This is a genomic window from Actinomycetospora sp. C-140 (assembly GCF_054796175.1).
Genome location: NZ_JBTWNF010000012.1, coordinates 94,374 through 109,973, shown reverse-complemented (window position 1 = coordinate 109,973; position 15,600 = coordinate 94,374). Strand labels below are relative to the sequence as shown.

Here is a 15,600-nt window from a genome sequence, read left to right as displayed (position 1 = left end):
TCTGCTCACATGGGGTCAGCTCGCGAACCAGCCCGACGGGGCCAGGGCGCCGCCCTCGACGAGGTGCGGGACGTAGTGGTCGTTGTAGATCCGGGCGATGAGCTCGCGGCGGCTGCGCACGCCGACCTTCGCGAAGATCTTCTTGAGGTGGTCCTGGACGGTGTAGGCCGACAGGTGCAGGCGCGCGGCCACGTCGGCGGTGTCCACGCCGGCCAGCACGAGGCCCACGACGTCGCGCTCGCGGTCGGTGAGGCCGTACGACGCCACGACCAGCGGGATCACCTCGGGCGGGCGGGCGTCCTCGAGCGTGACGACGACGTCGGCGACCGTCCCGCCGCGCCCCACCATCGGTGACGCGTGCGCGACCACCCAGCGCCCCGACCGCGACCGCAGCCGGGCCCGCGGCATCGGCGCGCTCGGGTCGGCCGCGCGGCGCCGGGCCGCGCCGATGATCGTGTAGATGACCTGGGGCAGTGGCGCGGAGCCCAGCGGACCGCCGCGCAGATCGTCGATGCGCTCCTGCGCGCCGAGGTTCGCCTGCACCACCTCGTCGTCCGCGCCCACCACGAGCACCGCGGGACCGTCGCTGCCGCCCGCGACGGACAGGTCGGCCGCGCCGACGACGAGGCCGGTGCGCAGCCCGCGGGCGAACCCGGTGGACACCGAGCTCACGAACTCCTGCTCGGCCGGGGTGAAGGTGCGCCCGCCCTGGTGGAACAGGGCGATCCCGCCCCACGTCGCGCCGTCGGCGGCGAGGCCGGCGCGCAGCTCGTCGGAGTAGTCCCAGACCGGGGAGAACATCTCGGCGTAGCGCCGCGAGCGGGACGGGTCGCCGCCGGTCTCGGCGGCCAGCGCGGCGACGGCGCCGGGCCGGCGGGCGACGGCGCGGAAGTCGTAGACGTCGTCGACCTCGTACTCGTAGTACGACCACTCGAGGTCGTGCTCGTCGTCGACGTCGCCCCACTTGACCGTCGCGGTGACGAGCTCGGTCGCCGGGTCGACGGTGCACAGGCACGCCGCGGAGAACGGCAGGGCCCGGCGGAGGGTCTCGATGGCGGCGGCCCCGAAGGTCGGCCAGTCCAGGCCCGCCGCCGCGAGCCCGTCGATCTGCGTGCGGACGCGCTCGGCGCTCACCACGGTCACGTCACGCAATGTAGCAAGTGATCGAGCAAACGGGGGATCCCAGATTCCTGGGGTGGGAGGTCACCAGGGCGCTGGGATGGGCGCACCGAGGTCGGCGGCACAGGCTTCTCGGCATGACACAGCAGCTCACCGGCACCTACCGGATCAACCCGACGTCCTGGAACGCCGGCTTCCGCTACGACCAGGCCCAGCTCCGCCCGGCACCCGTCCAGCTACTCACCGTCGCTGGGCAGGGGTCGCTCGACGCCGACGGGCAGCTCCTCCACCTCGGGGACATGACGGCCCAGATGGCGCTCGCGATCGCGCACGTCGAGGACCTGCTCGCCCGCGGCGGCATGGACCTGCGCGACGTGACCCGCCTCGTCGTCCACGTGACCGACATGGACGCCGCGCTGGCCTCCTACGGCGCGATCACCGAGCGGCTCGACGCCGCCGGCGCCACCCCGCCCGCGACCCTCCTGCAGGTCGCCCGCCTCGCCGTCCCCGGCATGGCCGTCGAGATCGACGCCACCGCCGCCCGCTGACCACCTCCCCGTCCCCACAAGGAGCCCCGCCATGAGCACCCCGACCCTCGTCCCCGCCGCCCTCACCCCGCTCGACACCGGGTACGCCGCCGCCGTCGCGCCGTTCGTCACGACGACGACGCCACGCCCCGACCTGGTCGTGGAGGCCCGCAGTCCCGCCGACGTCGCGGCCGCGGTCCGGTGGGCGGGCGGTGAGGGCCGTGCCGTCACCGTCCAGGCCACCGGCCACCAGCTGGTCAGCGACCTCGCCGGCTCCGTGCTGATCTCCACCCGCCACCTCGACCAGGTCCGGATCGACCCCGAGGCCCGCACCGCGACCGTCGGCGGGGGCGCGCGGTGGCAGCAGGTGATCGCCGCGGCCACGCCGCACGGGCTCGCGCCGATCTGCGGGTCGTCGTCGCACGTCGGCGTCGTCGGCTTCTGCCTCGGCGGCGGGCACGGGCCGCTGTCCCGGGCGTTCGGCACCGGCGCGGACCAGGTCCGCCGGGTCCGCGTCGTCACCGCCGACGGCGTCGAGCGCGACGTCGACGACACCCGCGAGCCGGACCTGTTCGCCGCGCTGCTCGGCGGCAAGGCGGGCTTCGGCGTCGTCACCGAGATGGAGATCGCCCTGCACCCGGTGACCCGGCTCTTCGGCGGCGGGATCTTCTTCCCCGGCGAGGCCTCCCCGCAGCTGCTGCACGCGTGGCGGGAGTGGGTCGCGACCCTGCCCGAGGAGGCCTCGAGCTCGATCGCGCTGCTGCGCCTGCCCCCGGACCCGTCGCTGCCCCCGCCGCTGCAGGGCGCGTTCGTGACGCACCTGCGCTTCGCGCACCTCGGGACGGCCGAGGAGGGCGCGGCGATCCTGGCCCCGATGCGCGCGGTGGCGACACCGCTCGCCGACACGGTCGACGAGATGCCGTTCGCGGCGATCGACGCGATCCACGCGGACCCGACCGATCCCATGCCGATCTGGGACGACTCGGCGACGCTCGGCGCCCTGCCGGCCGAGGCCGTCGACGCGCTGCTGGCGGTGGCCGGCCCGGGCGTCGAGACCCCGCTGATCATGGCCGAGCTCCGCCACCTCGGTGGCGCGATCGCGCGCCGGCCGCAGCGGGACCACGACGCCGTCGCCGGCCGCGACGCTGCCTTCCACCTCTACGCGCTCGCGCCGATGTTCCCGCCGGTGGCGGCGATGGCTCCCGCCGCGGCGAGGTCCGTGATCGACGCCGTCCGGCCGTGGGTCACCGGCGGGCTGCCGAACTTCCAGGGCCCGGCCGCGGGAGGACGGCTGGGGGCGCTGTGGGACGACGCGACGCTCGCCTTCCTGACCGGCGTCCGCGAGTCCTGCGACCCGGACGGGATGTTCCGGACGGCAGGGCTGCGGTGACGGCGTGAGCGGAGTGGGATGGGTCGCCATGGCGACCCATCCCGCGCACGTGCGCAGCCTCGACCACCTCGTCCTGACCGTGGCCGACCTCCGGGCCACGGTCGACTTCTACACCCGGGTGCTGGGCATGGAGGAGCGGACGTTCTCCGGGCGCACCGCGCTCCACTTCGGCGACGAGAAGATCAACCTGCACGAGGCGGGGAACGAGTTCGAGCCCAAGGCGCTGCGTCCGACCCCCGGCAGCGGCGACCTGTGCTTCGTCGTGGGCGGGCCGATCGAGGACGTGGCCGCCGCGCTCACCGACGCGGGCGTGACGATCGAGGAGGGCCCGGTCGACCGCACCGGCGCCCTCGGCCCCATGCGCAGCGTCTACCTCCGCGACCCCGACCGGAACCTGGTGGAGCTGGCGGTCTACTGATCCCTACGTGAGCGAACTTTGGGGCTATAGCCCCGAAGTTCGCTCACATAGGGGGTTGGGGACCTCGTGGACCCGGAGCTCGGTGTCGGGCCAGAGGCGGCGGGTGGTGAGCTTCTCGACCTCGAGCGTCGGAGCGAAGACGTCGAACACCGCCAGACGCTCACGGAACGCCGGCACCCGGTCCGCGTGATCCCGGATCGCCCGCGCCGCGACCGCCCAGGACTCCTCCTCCGCGAACCCGTACTCGCCCGCCAACAGGTGGGCGATCTCGGCGAGGTTGACGAAGCACAGGCAGTCGAGCAGGAACCCGGTGACCTGGGTCGGGTCGTCGGTCTCCAGGAACGAGTTCGCGTTCGGGTGGTCGGCGGGCGGGGCCTCGAGCGCCGGTCCCGGCGCCGCCAGCAGCGACCGCGAGAAGCGCACGCCGTCGTGGAAGTCCTTCAGCGCCACGCGCGTGGGCAACCCGCCGGCGTGCACGAGCAGCATGTTCTGCGCGTGCGACTCCAGCGCCACGCCGTGCACCACCAGCAGGTGCACCAGCGGCAGCACCGTCGCCGTGACCAGGCGCTCGGTCCAGGCCCGCGCGCCCTGCTCCCGGATCCACGGGTCGATCAGGGGCACGCCCGCCGCGGACCGCGACGCCAGCCCCGGGAACGGCACCGCGCGCTCCCCGGGGTGCAGGTGCACGTGCAGGCTCTCCCGCCAGATCGCCCCCAGCCCGGGCTCGACGCTGACCCCCAGGATCTCGCGCAGGACGATCACGCGGGCCTTCTCGGCGAGCACCGGGTCGCCCGCGACGATCCCGGCCAGCCAGTCCGAGATCGGCGCGGCGTTGCGGACCGTGTGCGGCGCGAGGCCCCGTGAGGTCGAGGTGTTCGTGATCGCCAGCGGCAGCTTCACCGACGGCGCGCGGGGCTCGTCGAGGCGCGCCAGCGTCCGGATCGACGCCTGGGGGCGCCAGACACCCTCGTCGGTACCGGCCACCCGCAGCACCCCCGACGCCAGCGCCGTCGCGTGCGCCGCCGCCACGTGGTGCTCCCACTGCCACGGGTGCACCGGGATCCCCACCCGGCCCGCGGGCGCGTGCCACACCGAGGAGGGGTCGAGCCCCGCCGACGCCGAGACCGACACCAGCGACGGGTCGGCGTCGAGCAGCACCGGGTGCACGGTGGGGGCGAACTCGGGGGTGTAGGCGAGCAGGTCGCCCACCCCGAACCCCATCCGCGACTTGTACGCCGGGTGGTAGCGGTGCCCGTCGGCGACGAGGGCCTCGAGCACGTCGTGCCCGGCGTCGGGGTCGAGCGGGCCGGCGGGTCGCGCCCGCAGCGCCAGCGCGTCGCCCAGCACCGTCGCGGCCAGCTCCTGCCCCAGCCGCGCCCGGCACGCGGGGTCGGCGCGCACCGGGGCGTCGGCGAGGAACTCCCCGGGGGTGACGGCGGCGCCGTCCCGCGTCACCGGCGAGGTCAACCGCACCCGCCCGCACGACGGCGTCCGCACGAACTCCACCGCGAACGGCCCGGCGCGGGTCCCGGGCCCGCCGTCGCCCTCCACGTCGACGGCGTCCTCGAGGAGGAGGGACTCGACGAGCTGGGTCAGCACGCGCTGCCGGACCGGGTCGGCCGCGGCGAGCGCCGCGGCCACGTCGGACGGGGTCACGGACGCGGGGCGCCCCGGAGCCGGACCGTCGATCACCGCACGGCCCGCAACGGGTTCGGCACGTGGGCGACGCCGGCGGGCATGCTCGTCCCGGCGGAGGGACCGCGCTCGAGCAACGGACGCAGGACCGTGCGGTAGGGCCAGGTGTCGGCGTCGAGGAGCACGGTCTCCAGGGTGCCGCGCACGGTCGGGCTGCGGGTCGCCGCGACCGCGTCCTCGACCGCCCGGCGGATCACGGCCCACCACCGCGCCTCCGTCGTCCCGGTGTGCCGCACCAGCGCGTCGACGACGCCGCCGAGACCGACCTCGACGGCCAGGGTCGCGAAGAAGCCGATCAGGGCGCCGGGCGTGTCGAGCCGCAGCGACTGGGTGCCGCCCGGCGCGAGCCGGTAGGCGGGGTCGGGCACCGAGAGCCAGCGCGGGTGGACCCGCACGGCGTCGTGGTCGCGCAGCACGAGCCCGATCCGCTCGGACGACACGTCGAGCAGCACGTTCTGCCCGTGCATCTCCGGCAGCACGCCGTGGCGCAGGAACCCGACCCCGGTCGCGACGACCGCCTCGACGACCGCGGCGAACACCGCCTCCGTGTCGCCGAGCGCTGCCAGCGGGCCGTCCCACGCCGGCGCGGCCAGCGCCGCGAGCGGCAGCCGGACCGTCCCGGTCGGCGGGGGCAGACGGCGCAGCATCGCGGCGAGGTGCCCGGGCCGGTCGGTGAACTCGTCGCTGCCGTCGGGACGCGCGAAGCCCGCCCAGGCGGTCTCGTCGGCGACCGTGACCCGCCCGCGCAGGTCCGGGTCGGCGGCGAGCACGTCACGCAGGACGCGCTCGCCGCGCTGGGCGTGGTCGAGCGAGCGCGCGCCGAGCAGCCGCGCCGAGCCCAGCGTCGTCACCCCGAGGGGCAGCTTGAGGTGCCACCCGCCGCCGAGGTCGAGGGTGCGCAGCGACGCCGTCGCGCGCCCGGCCCCGACACCCCGCGCCAGGGGGATCACCGTGCCGTCGGCGAGCTCCCGCGCGAAGGCGACCGGCAGGACGTGCTCGCGGTCGAAGGGGTGCACGGGCAGGGCGACGTGGGTGTCGGGAACCTCCGGAGCGTGGTCGAGGTCGAGCGGTGACGCTCCCCGGCGCACGTGGTCCCGGCGCACCCCCACCCAGTCCAGCGGCACCTCCGCGCCCGGCCCCCAGCGGTCGAGGTCGTCCCGCGTCCACCCGGCGACGGCCCGCGCGGTCGGGTGGAACGGGCGCCCGCGCGCGGCCGCCAGCCGTTCGCCGACCTCCTCGCTCAGCTCCCTCGTCGGCAGCGGCAGGACGTGGCCGACCGCCGTCCGCAGATCGCGCGCGACGACGTCGACGCACGGCGCACCGGGCGCGAGCAGGCACAGCACCTGGGCCGGATCGGTGACCTCCCGCAGCGAGGCGCCGGCGAGCACCGGACCGTCCGCGTACCGCGTGCGCTGCAGGATCCCGCCCGGCCGGGCCTCCCAGGCGAGGCACCCGCCGTCGGCGGTCCGGAACCGCACCCACGTCCCCGGCCGGCCTCCGGGTCCGGGACCGAGCGACACCCGCCCGGCGCCCTCGACGTCCTCGGCCACCGCGGCGTCGAGGAGATCGCGCAGGACGAGGGTGGCGGGCTCGGTCACCTCGCTCACGAGGAGCCGCGCCGGGCGCGCGCCCGGTCGAGCCAGGCGTCGTCCCAGACGCGATCGAGGTAGCGGTCACCGCGGTCGGGGAAGATCGCGACGACGCGGGCGGGCGGGGTGACGTCGGCGACGACACGCCGCACGGCCGCCACCACGGCACCGGTGGAGCCACCCGCGAAGATCGCCTCGGTCGCCAGCAGCTCACGGCAGGCCTCGGCGGCGGTGGCGTCGTCGACGGCGACCACCCGGTCGATCTCGGCGGGGGAGTGGAGCTCGGGGACCCGGCTGGAGCCCAGCCCCGGCAGCTCCCGGCACCCGCCCGGTCCGCCGAAGATCACCGACCCGACGGCGTCGGCCGCGACGACCTCGAGCGGGTCGCAGACCTCCCGCAGGCGCCGCGCACACCCGAGCAGGCTTCCGCAGGTGGAGACGGCGCCGACGAGGTGCGTCGGCGGCACGGTCAGCGCCTCCGCGAGCTCGGCGCCGGTCCCGTGGTAGTGCGCGAGCCAGTTGCCGTCGTTCGCGTACTGGTTGATCCACACCGTGTCGGGCGTGGTCGCGAGGACCTCGTGCACGCGGGCGAGGCGCGTGTGCAGGTAGCCGCCGGCCAGGTCGGGCTCGTCGACGATCTCCACCTGTGCCCCGAGCCCGCGCATGATCGCGACGTTGGCGGGACTGGCGTGGGGGTCGACGACGCAGGTGAACGCGAGACCGTGCAGCCGGGCGGCCACGGCCACGGCGACGCCGAAGTTGCCCGAGCTCGACTCGACGAGGCGGCTGCCCCGGGGGATCGACCCGTCGGCGAGCCCGCGGTCGACGATGAACCGGGCGGAGCGGTCCTTCATGCTCCCGCCCGGGTTCATCAGCTCGAGCTTGGCGAGGACCTGCACACCGGGACGCGTGAACATCCGCCCGAGCTCCACCAGCGGCGTCGCGCCGACGGCTCCCTGCACCGAGTCGAGGATCGGTTCCGACCCCGGGTCGAGCCCGGGGAGTCCACCGGTGGGGCCCGGTCGGGGCCCACGGGCGAGGGTCACTCCCACCTCCGTCGCGACGTGGCCGGGCGGTCGCCCGGGTGGGGTCGACCCCGACCCAGGCAACCCTAACCACGCCCCACCCCGCGCCGATCGGGCGACCGCGAGGAGCCCGGAGTCGCCCGGATCAGCCCACGTTGTCGGGGTTGTCGGAGGCCTTGTGGGCGCCCCAGCCGTGCCAGCGGTCGACCTCGATCCACGCCGCCACCCGCTTGCGGTCACGGATGGGGTAGTCCTTGCCGGTGTAGTGCTGCGAGCACCGGTCGATGATCGCGAGGTCGGGATCGTCGGCCCACTCCACGACGTGGCCCTGCATGCTGACGTGGGTGTACCAGTCCTCCTCGGCGAGGACGGTGAGCGAGATCCGCGGGTCCTGGCGCAGGTACTCCACGCGCTTGCGCGCAGCGTCCATGTTCACCAGCACCCGGCCGTCCTCCCAGAGGTACCAGGTGGCCACGGACACCGGCTGGCCGTCGCCGCGGACCGAGGTGATGATGCTCGGGTTCGGCTTGCGCAGGAAGTCCTGGACCTCGTCGGGCAGCGGGGGGAGGGGCATGCGGCGTTCCTCTCGTCGGTCGGGTGGGCGCCCGTCAGCGACCGGTCTCGCCGGCCGCGGGGCAGGGCGTCGCCGGTGCCGTCACCGGGGCGGCGGCCCGCCGGGCGCGCAGCACCAGTACCCGCGCGGCCACGGCGGTGACACCGAGGACGACCACGACCAGGCCGTAGGCCTCCGCGACGGGCCGCAGCCCGACCTGCACGGCCGCGACGCCGGCGACGACCGCGGGCAGGCTGAACGCGAGGTAGGCGATCGTGTACGCGACGGCCATGAGCTCGCCGCGGGTGTCGGGACGGGCGATGCGCGCGAGCGTGCCGAAGCAGGCCAGCGACGCCGACCCGAACCCGACGCCGGCGACGACGGTGCCCAGGGCGGTCGCCGGCGCGGCGCCGAACGCGAGCCCGCCGAGGATGACGAGGGTGCCGAGGGCCAGCAGCCCGCTCGCGGGGGCGAGGAGCGTCTCGGGCGCCCGGCGGTAGAGGACGACCGCGCTGAGCGCCCCGACCCCGCAGAGCAGGGTGACGACGACGCCGCCGAGCAGGTGGCTGTGCAGCCCGAGGATCTCCGCGGCCACGGACGGGCCCAGCGAGAGGTAGAGGCCGCCGAGCGCCCAGCTCGCGGCCAGGGTCGGGGCGATGGCCAGCACGTCGGCGCGCAGCCCGGCGGGGATGCGGACACGCGGGCGCAGCGACGCCAGGGCGCCCGGCCGGCGGGGAGCGGTCTCGGGCAGGAGCGCGAGCACCACCGCGACGACCACGAACCCCGCGAGCAGCACGCCCCACACCAGCCGCGTCGGCGCCGGGGCGTACTCGACGAGCAGGCCGCACCCCAGTGCGCCGAGAGCGAGGCCGATCAGCGGCGTCGTCGCGTTGGCCAGCCCCGCGCGCTCCGGCCGCAGGTCGACGAGCGTCGCCGCCATCGCGGTGATCGCCGCCCCGGTGGCGGCGCCCTGCACGGCACGGGCGACCAGCAGCATCGTCACGTCGCTCGCGAGCAGGAACAGCACCACCGCGACCGTCTGCACCACCAGGGCGCCGGCGAGGACGGGGCGGCGCCCGAGGTGGTCGGACAGGCCGCCGACGACGAGCAGCGAGGCGAGCAGGAACAGGACGTAGACCGCGAAGATCACGGTCAGCGTCGCCGCCGAGAAGCCCCACTGCGCCTGGTAGACGACGTAGAGCGGGGACGGGACGCTCGACGCGGCCAGGAAGAGCACGACGACCCCGGCCACCGCGGCGAAGAGCCGGCCGCGGCGGACGGGGTCGAGGGCATCGGCGGGGGCGGTGCTCACAGTCGTGGCCAACGCCCCGTCGCCGGGTTCTATGTCCGTGCGTAGCGGGCGAGGTACTTGTCACGCTTCCGCGGGTGGATGTTGGCCAGGCCGACGTCGCCGTCGTAGTGGGCCAGCACCTTCCGGTCCATCATCGCCCGCCACACCGGCGGGAACAGCGCGACGACGATCATCGAGCCGTAGCCGCTGGGCAGCTGCGGGGACTCCTCGAAGTGGCGCAGGGTCTGGTAGCGGCGCAGCGGGTTGGCGTGGTGGTCGGAGTGGCGCTGCAGCTGGTAGAGCAGCAGGTTCGACACCGTGTGGTCGGCGTTCCAGCTGTGGCGGGGGTCGGTGCGCTCGTAGCGGCCGTCGTCGCGCTTCGCGCGCTTCAGGCCGTAGTGCTCCAGGTAGTTGACGACCTCGAGCAGGCTGAAGCCGACCATCGCCTGCAGCACGAGCCAGGGCAGGACGACCCAGCCGAAGGCCGCGACCAGCGCGACGAACAGCACGACGGTCATCGCCCAGGCGACGAGGATCTCGTGGTCGAGCGGGCTCTTGCGCCCCTTCGACCGGCGCTTGGTCTCGAGGTGCCACGACGAGCGCAGGCTGCCCCACACCGTGCGCGGCAGGAAGGTCCAGAAGCCCTCGCCGAGCCGTGAGCTCGCCGGGTCCTCCGGGGTGGCGACGCGGACGTGGTGGCCGCGGTTGTGCTCGACGTAGAAGTGGCCGTAGGCCGAGCTGGCGAGCGCGATCTTCGAGAGCCAGCGCTCGACGTCCTCGCGCTTGTGCCCCAGTTCGTGGGCGGTGTTGATGGCGACGCCGCTGACCACGCCCATCGTCAGGGCGAGGCCGAGGTCGGCGTGCCAGGGGAGGTCCCACGTCGCCCAGACCCAGCAGGAGAACACGAGGCTCGCGTACTGGATCGGCAGGAACAGGTAGGTGACCCAGCGGTAGTAGCGGTCGGCCTCGAGGCGCTCGCGCTCGGACTCCGGCGGGTTGTCGTCGGTGGCGCCGAAGATCAGGTCCAGGGCGGGCAGGACGACGAAGAGGATCATCGGCCCGACCCACCACCAGCCCGACCACCCGGTCGCGGTGACCAGCCCGGCGCCGAGGAACGGCATCCCGGGCATCACCGTGGCCAGCGGCCACAGGTAGCGCTTGCGGTCCCGCCAGGGGCGCTGGTCGGTGACGTCGGTGGTGACGTCCGTGGTCTCGGTCGTGCTCATGGGCCTGTCTCCCTCGACGTGACGGCTCGCGTCGAGGATGGGGTGTGAGCCGTTCAGAAACAAGACCCGATTTTTGTCTCAGTTCCGCGTTCGGGTGAGCGCTGCGACCAGATGGGCTACTCGCTGGCCGACGTCGACGGGATCGAGGGCCGGCGCCACCACGTGCGAGATGACCAGGCGCACGACCGCGTCGACGGTCTCCTCGATCTGTGTGGGCAACAGGTCCGGTCGCTGCTGCTCCAGCCACGTCGCGATCAGCGCGCGCGCCGACTCGCGGATCGACTCCGACCGCGAGGTGAGGAACGGCAGCAGGCCGGCGTCGCCCGACCGGCTGCCCGTCAGCACGGCCTTGAGCAGCGGGTTGTCCGACGCCTCCTCGAGCGTGAGCCGTGTGGCGGCGGCGACGGCGTCCGGGACCTCGGCGTGCTCCGAGAGCGCCTCGGCGATCGCGGCGAAGAACCGCTCGGCCTCGCGGGTCATGAGGGCCTCGCCGAGCCCGTCCTTGTTGCCGAACTCGCGGTAGAGCGTCGGCCGCGACACCCCGGAATCGACGGCGATCTCGCCGACGCGCACCCGCTCCCAGCCCCGCTCGACGGTGTGCTCGTGCGCGGTCGCGAGGACCCGCTCGCGCACCTGTCGCCGGAACTCCAGGCGCAGGGACTCCCCGGTCATGCTGCCAGTGTCACGCACCGCAACCGCCGAGGTGTGCGGAGCACGACGCTCACCCCCGGTCGGGCCCCTCGGGCGTCTGGTCCGGGCCCCTACGACCTGCGCATTCGGCGCTGTTGGTACGTCCGGAGAGCAGTCACTCGTTAGGCTGAACCGACGGACTTCGACCTCACGGGCAACTCACCGGTAACGACCGCGACCGAGCACCGATGAGCGCGCATACCGCCGGGCTCCCCGGCGTGGTTCAGCCGTTCGGCCGAAGGGGTCCGCGCATGATCGTCCGTCCCGCCCGCCCGCTGCCCAGCGTGATCGTCGGTGCCCTCCTCGTCGGTTCCCTCGGGCTCGGGGCGGGGTCGGCGGCGGCGGATCCGGAGACGTGCACGGCGGGCGGGCAGCGCTTCGAGGTTGCGCGCCTCCTCGAGCGCGCGCCCGACGGGCAGTGCCTGCTCGGCGGTGTCGCCGCACTCGCGGACTCTCTCGTCGGGCTGGGCTATCAGGTGGTCACCGAGACCACCGGGACGGCCGAGGCGGCGCGAACCGCGACAGAACAGGCCGCGAGCAACGCCGCGAACACCGTCGACGCCGCCGCGGGCGCTGGGGCATCGGCAGCTTCGCCGAGCTCGGCGTCGGTTCCCTCCGGAGCAGCCGCCGGGACCGACGGTGGCGCGAGCACCGACACCTCGGCCGGCGCCGTCTCGGGCGTCGGGGCCGTAGCCGGGAGTCAGGCCCCGGTCGCCCCCGCGTCCGCGGTCATCCCCGCGCCCGACGTCCGGGGCGCGCCCGTGGCGTTCGCCGCCGCCGGGGGTCTCGCGACCGCGCGGGTCCCGATGCTGAGCTTCGGCCCCGCGAACCCCGCCCTGCTCTTCGCGCCGCTGGGCAGCCCGCTGCGCACGCTCGCGGGGCAGGGCGCCGGCTCCCCGGTGACGACGTCGAGCGACGTCCAGGCGCTGGCGGTCGACGGCCTCCCGGGCGGGGTGGGGACGCCGACCGTCCTCGCGGTGCTGGTCCTCGCCTCGCTGGGTGCGTTCGCCCTGCGCCACGCGGTGCTGCGCCGGGTGCGGGGGGACGCCGGCGGCAGCTGATCGCGATCCGGGTGACGGACGCCTTCACTCCCGACGTCGTTCGTCACCGGGACGGCGATCCCGGAGCCCGCGCCGCGAAGATCCGGATGTGGTGAGCGAACGCTCCGCTCACCGGAGCGGTCGCTCACCAACTCCAGATCTTGCTGCGCCGGGCGCTCAGAACCTCGGGACCTCAGACCCCCCGCGCCGCGTCCGTCCCCGCGAGCGCGACGGGCAGGTGCTTGATCCCGTTGACGAAGATGCTGCGCAGGCGGTCCGGCTCGCCGACGACGCGCAGGTCGGGCATCCCGGCGAAGAGCTCGCGGAAGAGCACGGCGATCTCGCGGCGGGCGAGGTGCGCGCCGAGGCAGAAGTGCGGCCCGTGCGCGCCGAAGCCCTGGTGCGGGTTGGGGGAGCGGCGCAGGTCGAGCGCGTCGGGCTCCGGGAAGACATCGGAATCCCGGTTCGCGGCCCCGTAGACGAGCAGCAGCTTCTCGCCCGCCGCGACCGGCACGTCACCGATCACCGCATCGCTCACCGCCGTCCGGCGCATCCAGTTGATCGGCGAGGCCCAGCGCACGATCTCGTCGACCGCGGTCGGGGTCACCCCGTCGACGTCCGAGGACCACAGTTCCCACTGGGCGGGGTCGCCGTGCATCCCCCAGACGCCGTGGGTGATCGCGTTGCGCGTGGTCTCGTTGCCGGCGACGCAGAGCAGGATGAAGAACGACGCGATCTCCTGGTGCGTGAGCCGCTCGCCGTCGACCTCGCCGTGCACGAGCGCGGTGGTCACGTCGTCGGTCGGCGACTCCTCGCGCAGAGCAGCCAGCTCCGTCATCAGCCCCGAGAGCCCGGCGCCGGCGGCGAGGTAGTCGCCGAGGGGGTTCTCCGAGGTCACGTACTCCGGGTCGTCGCCGGCGAGGATGACGTTGGAGTGGGCGAAGACCTCGTCGCGACGCGACTCGGGGATGCCCATCATCTCGCAGATGATCAGCAGGGGCATCGGGGCGGAGACGTCGGCGACCAGGTCGAACGAGCCGTCGCCGGACAGCGCCTTCTCCCGCGCCGACGCCACCACCGACCGCGCCACGCGCGTGACGTCGGCGAGCAGGGCCTCGGTGCGCCTCGGGGTGAACGCCTGCGCGGCGATGCGCCGAATCTTGGTGTGGCGCGGGGCGTCCATGCTGATCAGCGAGCCGAAGAACTCGTGCGCCTCGGCGGGCAGGTCGAGGATCGACACCGCACCCTGCCCGGAGCAGAAGAGGTCCGGGTGCTTGCTGACGTACTCGACGTCGGCGTGCCGGGTCACCGCGCGGAAGCCCGAGCCCGTCGGGAAGCCCGGGAACTCGGGCTCGGCGAACCACGGCAGCCCAGAGTCCGCGCGCATCCCCGCGAACGCCTCGTAGCGCTGCGCCCACGGCGCCGCCCAGAACTCGCGGTTGCCCAGGTCCACGGTCGACATCGCCATAGTTGGCAGGCTGCCAAAAAGCCGGGCGCCCCGCCACGCGGCGCACGTGAGCCCCGCGACCCACGCGGGGCCGTCGGTTGTGCCCCACGCCCGGCGGCGGGAGGATCACCGGCGTGGTGCGGGTTGATCTCCAAGGGTTCTGGCCGAGTCGTCGCGTCGACGCGTTCGACGAGTGGTGTCGCTGAGGGGCAGCACCCCGCCGGACGACGAGCAGGACCCGTATCCCCGCATCACCGACGATGGAGTTGAGCACCTCATGACCGACGCGAGCGCCTGCTGGTCGTTCGAGACACAGCAGGTCCACGCGGGCGCGGCCCCCGACCCCGCCACGGGCGCCCGGGCCACGCCGATCTACCAGACGACGTCGTACGTCTTCCGCGACACCCAGCACGGCGCGGACCTGTTCAGCCTCGCCGAGCCGGGCAACATCTACACCCGGATCATGAACCCGACGCAGGACGTGCTCGAGCAGCGCGTCGCCGCCCTCGAGGGCGGTGTGGCCGGCCTGGCGTTCGCCTCGGGCAGCGCGGCCACGACGGCGGCGATCCTGAACATCGCGGAGGCCGGCGACCACTTCGTCTCCAGCCCGAGCCTCTACGGCGGCACGTACAACCTGTTCCACTACACGCTGCCGAAGCTCGGCATCGAGGTCTCGTTCGTCGAGGACCAGGACGACCTCGAGCAGTGGCGCCACGCTGCGCGGGAGAACACCAAGCTGTTCTTTGCCGAGACGATCGCCAACCCGGGCTCGAACGTGCTCGACGTCGCCGGCGTCGCCGGGGTCGCGCACGAGGTCGGCGTCCCGTTCGTCGTCGACAACACCGTCCCGACGCCCTACCTGCTCCGCCCGATCGAGCACGGCGCCGACGTCGTCGTCCACTCGGCCACGAAGTACCTGGGCGGGCACGGCACGACGATCGCGGGCGTCGTCGTCGACGCCGGCACCTTCGACTTCGGCGCGCACGGCGACCGCTTCCCCGGCTTCACCGAGCCCGACCCGAGCTACGGCGGCCTGAAGTACTGGGAGGCGCTCGGCCCGGGCGCGTACGCCGCGAAGATGCGGGTGCAGCACCTGCGCGACACCGGGCCGGCGATCAGCCCGTTCAACGCCTTCCTCATCCTGCAGGGCATCGAGACGCTCTCACTGCGCATCGAGCGACACGTGCAGAACGCCCAGGCCCTGGCGCAGTGGCTCGAGGCGCGCGACGAGGTCGAGCGCGTCTACTACGCCGGCCTGCCGTCGAGCCCGTGGTACGAGGCCGCGAAGAAGTACCTGCCGAAGGGCGTCGGCGCGATCGTGTCGTTCGACCTGCGCGGCGGGGTCGAGGCCGGGCGCGCGTTCGTCGACGGCACCAGCCTGCACTCCCAGCTGGTGAACATCGGCGACGTCCGCAGCCTCATCGCCCACCCGGCGTCGACCACGCACAGCCAGCTCTCCGAGAACGAGCAGGAGTCCGCGGGCGTGACCCCGGGACTCGTGCGGCTGGCCGTCGGCATCGAGAACGTCGAGGACCTCAAGGCCGACCTCGAGGCGGGCTTCACCGCGGCGAAGGCCGCCCAGTGATGGTC

At 74.3% G+C, this 15,600-nt stretch carries 14 protein-coding genes; 5 read left to right on the top strand and 9 right to left on the bottom strand.

Annotated features, from left to right (window positions below; translation table 11 throughout):
* Nucleotides 1–15: 15 nt before the first annotated feature.
* Nucleotides 16–1,143, bottom strand: a complete 1,128-nt coding sequence (locus ACR9E3_RS20195) for a response regulator transcription factor (protein ID WP_460382312.1) — start codon at nt 1,141–1,143, stop codon at nt 16–18.
* Between the two features lie 113 nt (nt 1,144–1,256).
* Here ACR9E3_RS20195 and ACR9E3_RS20190 point away from each other — a divergent pair, with 113 nt between their 5' ends.
* From ACR9E3_RS20190 to ACR9E3_RS20180, 3 genes are read left to right on the top strand one after another with little or no spacing between them, the layout of a single operon-like run.
* Nucleotides 1,257–1,667, top strand: coding sequence for a RidA family protein (locus ACR9E3_RS20190; RefSeq protein ID WP_460382311.1), 411 nt, complete (start codon nt 1,257–1,259; stop codon nt 1,665–1,667).
* Nucleotides 1,668–1,698: 31 nt separating this feature from the next.
* Complete coding sequence (locus ACR9E3_RS20185; RefSeq protein ID WP_460382309.1) at nt 1,699–3,036, top strand: FAD-binding oxidoreductase; 1,338 nt, start codon at nt 1,699–1,701, stop codon at nt 3,034–3,036.
* Between the two features lie 4 nt (nt 3,037–3,040).
* Nucleotides 3,041–3,454 (top strand): VOC family protein, encoded by a 414-nt coding sequence (locus ACR9E3_RS20180; RefSeq protein WP_460382308.1) that lies wholly within the window; start codon nt 3,041–3,043, stop codon nt 3,452–3,454.
* 24 nt (nt 3,455–3,478) lie between these two features.
* Here the strand turns inward: ACR9E3_RS20180 and ACR9E3_RS20175 are convergent, their stop codons facing one another.
* The 7 genes from ACR9E3_RS20175 to ACR9E3_RS20145 form a co-directional block, all read right to left on the bottom strand.
* Nucleotides 3,479–5,110, bottom strand: a complete 1,632-nt coding sequence (locus tag ACR9E3_RS20175; protein WP_460382307.1) for an IucA/IucC family protein — start codon at nt 5,108–5,110, stop codon at nt 3,479–3,481.
* Nucleotides 5,111–5,142: 32 nt separating this feature from the next.
* Nucleotides 5,143–6,747, bottom strand: a complete 1,605-nt coding sequence (locus ACR9E3_RS20170; protein WP_460382306.1) for an IucA/IucC family protein — start codon at nt 6,745–6,747, stop codon at nt 5,143–5,145.
* 5 nt (nt 6,748–6,752) lie between these two features.
* Nucleotides 6,753–7,700 carry a 2,3-diaminopropionate biosynthesis protein SbnA gene (gene sbnA, locus ACR9E3_RS20165; RefSeq protein ID WP_460382305.1) on the bottom strand — a complete coding sequence of 316 codons (948 nt, stop codon included), beginning with the start codon at nt 7,698–7,700 and terminating at the stop codon, nt 6,753–6,755.
* 208 nt (nt 7,701–7,908) lie between these two features.
* The gene (locus tag ACR9E3_RS20160; RefSeq protein WP_460382304.1) at nt 7,909–8,337 is read right to left on the bottom strand and encodes a PPOX class F420-dependent oxidoreductase; all 429 of its coding nucleotides are present in this window, start codon (nt 8,335–8,337) and stop codon (nt 7,909–7,911) included.
* A gap of 34 nt (nt 8,338–8,371) precedes the next feature.
* Nucleotides 8,372–9,628: an MFS transporter gene (locus tag ACR9E3_RS20155; protein ID WP_460382303.1), complete on the bottom strand. Its 1,257-nt coding sequence runs from the start codon at nt 9,626–9,628 to the stop codon at nt 8,372–8,374.
* A 29-nt stretch (nt 9,629–9,657) separates the two neighbouring features.
* Complete coding sequence (locus ACR9E3_RS20150; RefSeq protein ID WP_460382302.1) at nt 9,658–10,833, bottom strand: alkane 1-monooxygenase; 1,176 nt, start codon at nt 10,831–10,833, stop codon at nt 9,658–9,660.
* A gap of 78 nt (nt 10,834–10,911) precedes the next feature.
* Nucleotides 10,912–11,505, bottom strand: a complete 594-nt coding sequence (locus ACR9E3_RS20145) for a TetR family transcriptional regulator (RefSeq protein WP_460382301.1) — start codon at nt 11,503–11,505, stop codon at nt 10,912–10,914.
* A 269-nt stretch (nt 11,506–11,774) separates the two neighbouring features.
* Here ACR9E3_RS20145 and ACR9E3_RS20140 point away from each other — a divergent pair, with 269 nt between their 5' ends.
* Nucleotides 11,775–12,584 (top strand): hypothetical protein, encoded by an 810-nt coding sequence (locus ACR9E3_RS20140; RefSeq protein ID WP_460382300.1) that lies wholly within the window; start codon nt 11,775–11,777, stop codon nt 12,582–12,584.
* A gap of 172 nt (nt 12,585–12,756) precedes the next feature.
* Here the strand turns inward: ACR9E3_RS20140 and ACR9E3_RS20135 are convergent, their stop codons facing one another.
* Entirely contained in the window at nt 12,757–14,031 is a 1,275-nt protein-coding gene (locus tag ACR9E3_RS20135; protein WP_460382299.1) for a cytochrome P450, read from the bottom strand.
* Nucleotides 14,032–14,287: 256 nt separating this feature from the next.
* Here ACR9E3_RS20135 and ACR9E3_RS20130 point away from each other — a divergent pair, with 256 nt between their 5' ends.
* Entirely contained in the window at nt 14,288–15,595 is a 1,308-nt protein-coding gene (locus ACR9E3_RS20130) for a bifunctional o-acetylhomoserine/o-acetylserine sulfhydrylase (RefSeq protein WP_460382298.1), read from the top strand.
* The last annotated feature ends 5 nt before the right edge of the window (nt 15,596–15,600 follow it).